The 3,555-nt window shown below is 66.2% G+C and carries 1 protein-coding gene and 1 pseudogene; both read right to left on the reverse strand.

The genetic code is table 11. The features are described from left to right. Window positions 1–2,901 (reverse strand): annotated as a pseudogene (locus PMI01_RS26120) (RHS repeat protein); the annotation flags it as partial. A 165-nt stretch (window positions 2,902–3,066) separates the two neighbouring features. Continuing rightward, window positions 3,067–3,555: RHS repeat domain-containing protein (locus tag PMI01_RS16410; RefSeq protein WP_238537071.1), on the reverse strand; the 489-nt coding region annotated here is incomplete at its 5' end.

Genomic DNA, 3,555 nt, shown 5'->3' on the forward strand with positions numbered 1-3,555 from the left:
GTCGAGGTTCAGGGCGCTGAGGCGGCCCGCGGCGTCATAGGTGTAGAAGGTCTGGGCGTTATTGCCCCGATAGGCGCCGGTGCGACGGCCCAGGTCGTCATAGGTGTAGCCCACCAGCGGGTTGACGCCGCTCTCATAGATCGCCGTCACCTCGCCGGCCGCGTTGCGGCTGTAGCTCACCCAGAAATTGTCAGCCCATTGCAGGGAGACCCGCCGCCCCGCCAGATCGAAGGTTTCGCTGGTCGAGCGCCGCCAGACCCCGTCGCGCCAGTCATAGGTGGCGCTGGGCCGGCCCAAGGCGTCGTAGGTGTTGTAGATCGCCCGTTCGGCCGACGCCCCGGAAAAGGTGACCGTCGGCCGGCCAAGGTTGTCATACAGATGCCAGCTGTCGACGCCGCTGCGGTAGTCCAGCCGATTGAGGGCGTCGTAGCTGTAGTTGACCACCGAGCCGCCGCGGCGCGTCTGCTGGATGATGTTGTCGGCCGCGTCGTAGGTCGCACTATAGAAGTCCGTCGATGAGCTACCGCCGCCGGTCTTGTTGGGATAGCGGATTTTGCTCAGCCGATCGAACTCGTCGTACTCGTAGGTGGTCAGGTTGCCGCGCCCGTCGGCCGTTCCCGTCGGCTTGCCGTCGGCGACGGTCTGTTCCCGGCCGTTGTCGGTGTAGGTGATGGTCTTTTCGACGCGCGGTGAGCCGCTCCCATAACCAGTCGTGACCTTGGTCACCCGATCGAGGGCGTCGTACTCGGTGTAGGTCACGCGGTCGTCGCCGCCGAGGGTCGGCGTGCAGGCCGAGGTTGGCTGGGTGGCGGTCGGGTTCATCCGAACCACCTGGCAGATCAGCCGGTTGGCCTGGTCGTAGCCATACTGGGTCAAGGTTTGGGCGACGCCGTTGACCACCAGGCTGTCCGAAGCCTTGCGGCCGCCGACGTCATAGGTGGTCACCATCCTCTGCAGGGCGGCAAAGGTCGACGGACCGGTGTCGGATTGGTTGGTGGCCGTGCCCGTTTCGACCGCCGCCACTTGGCCGTCGGCCGCGTAGGTGGTGTGGCTGGCGCGATGGAGCAGCCCCCCACCTGCATCCGGATCGGGGCCGATCACGTCCGTCACCTGCCGCGCATCGTTGTAGTAGGTGCGGGTGGTGTCCTGCGTCCCGGCCAGCGGGCCGTCGACCGCGCTGATGTCGCCGGCGGCGGTGTAGGTCATCGCCGTCGTGGCGCTGAGAACTCCGTCGCCGCCGCCGCTGGTGGTGGCTGCCGGCAGCAGGTTGCTCCCGGCCGAAGCGCCGCCGACCTGATAGATGATCGTCGACCTGATTTCATCGGCCGTGCCGACGCACGGCGCCTCGGCGGCTCCAACCGCCGGCCCGAGAGTCGCGCAGCTTGACGTGCTGGTCGGAAGATAGATCGGGCGGGTTTCTGGAGTGAGGACGCCGGCCGCGTTCTTATACCACGCATAGAACGGCACGTAGGTCGTGCGGGTCTGCGGCTGGATCGCGCCGGCGCTCGGCGCGGGCGAGGTCGCGATTAGAGCGCCACCGTGGGTAGAGTCCGGGTCATAGGCGTAGGTGGTGATGTTGTTCCGCGCATCGGTCACCGTGAGCGGCCTGTTGCACGTCTTGAGCGTCTGGGCGGTGCAGTTGGCCGGATAGGTGGCGCTGGCGATGACCTGAAGGCCGCCGAGCTTTCCGCCGCGCTTCACCGCGGTGATGTTGCCGCGTGTGTCAAAGTCGTAGCCCTGGGCGTTGCCCTCGGCCTGGATGACCGAGATCAACCGGAAGCTGGTGTCGTAGTTGCCGTACCAGGCGACCTTGCCATTGACGTCGATCACCGACCTCAGGCGCGACACCCGGTGCTGGGTCGGATCGTCGACCAGGGTCGACAGGCTGGTCACCGTGCGGGTGTGTTGCAGCGGGTCGGTGACGGTCGTGGCCGATTGCTGCAGCCGCTGGTGCGGACTGGCGGGAAAGCCCGCCTTGTAGTCCTCCGGTATCGCGTAGGTCCACGTTCCGGCGTCCGTGATCACCCGCTCCACCATCTGGTCTGGGGTGTAGTAGACGGCGATGTCCTGGCCGCTGGCCCGGCCGGGGCGGCGAACCCCGGTCAGCAGGCCGCCCGAGAACAGATAGCGTGTGGCGCGCCCCAGAGCGTCGGTCACGATGCGGTCGGCCCCGGACCAGCTGAAGGTCAGGCTGGGCCAAGTGCGCGAATAGACGCAGGCTGGCGCCTTCGGACCGCAGGCGTCGACGGCGTTGTTCAACCCGGTGGCCTTGATCACCGTGTACCAGGCCCCGCCGATGTCGCCGCCGCCGCCGCTGGCGTCCGACGCGTAGTCGAAGTGCATCTGATAGCCATCGTTGCTGGTTATCGACTGCAGGCGATAGGTCGGGCTGCCGTAGCTGAGCGCCGAAACATAGTTGAAATCGATTGTCCGGCCGTTCGGCTGGACGACCTGGGTGATCCGCGCGACCTCAGCGGCAGAGCCCAAAACACCGGCGACTGCCGTGGAAAAGGTCGCGACGGTCCCGTCGGCCGAGGTCAGCGTGTAAATTCCACCACTTAGCACCAGGGTTGTGGAATCTCCTTCGGAAGCGGCGAAGGTGTCGCCAGTGCGCTTGAAGGCGATGGCCTGACCCAGCACCGTGACCGTGTACCAAGGGTCTGGCCCGCTGCTGTAGACCAGGGTCGAGGTGGTAACCGCTCCGCGGCTGCTTTCGCGCCAGTCGCCGATATTGATGTCATAGGTTTGCGAATAGCTGAGGCCGCCGCCCTTGGGGCCGATGGTGACGCTTGGCGTGGTCGGCGAGAACGAGCCGCCCAACAGGTTCACGCCATTGGCGTCGATGGGGTTGTAGGTTTCGGGCGCGGTCAACGCCGCCTGGGCCAGAGCCGCCGATGACACCGACAACAATCCCACGACGACACAGAAGCCCGCCAACAGGCGCGAGGATATTGGGAAGATCACGGTCAAGCCTCGCACTAATCGCAATATTCGGTTTCGACGGTGACTGTCACCGTTGACGACGCGGTCCCGCCGCACTCCGGATGTGGCAAGTGCCCACGGCTCCTACCGGCTGGAGGACGGCGACGCGCTGGGCAGAGGCTGGCCCGTCAGCGGTGAGATCGGCGGCGGCGGCAGCGGCGCAGCGACCATCGATGGCATGGGCGTGTCGGCCGGCGGCGGCGGGAAGACGAAGGCGGGCCGAGCGACGGCCACATCGCTGGACACCATCTTGGCCGAAGCGCCGGCCATCAGGCCGGCCGGAGGATTTGTCGCCGTCATCGACGTCCGATTGGCCGCCGCGTCATAGGCATAGGTGGTGGTTTGGGCCGGCGTCGCGACCGAACGCACCTGCCCCTGGGCGTCGTAGGTGTAGGTGGTTTTCGCCTGGCCCTGGACGCTTGTCGCAAAACCCAACGCGACAATGGCCGCCAAAACGCCGCTTGAAAGCTTCACTCTTAGTACCCTCACCCGCCACAGTTGCGGAGCTTGACCGTAGAAGCGTGGCCATCGAATCACAATGGCTAAGCGAGCGGCTTGTGTGAGCGCCTGCAA

Origin of the sequence: Caulobacter sp. AP07, assembly GCF_000281955.1 — a bacterium.
In the GTDB taxonomy this organism is placed as follows: domain Bacteria; phylum Pseudomonadota; class Alphaproteobacteria; order Caulobacterales; family Caulobacteraceae; genus Caulobacter.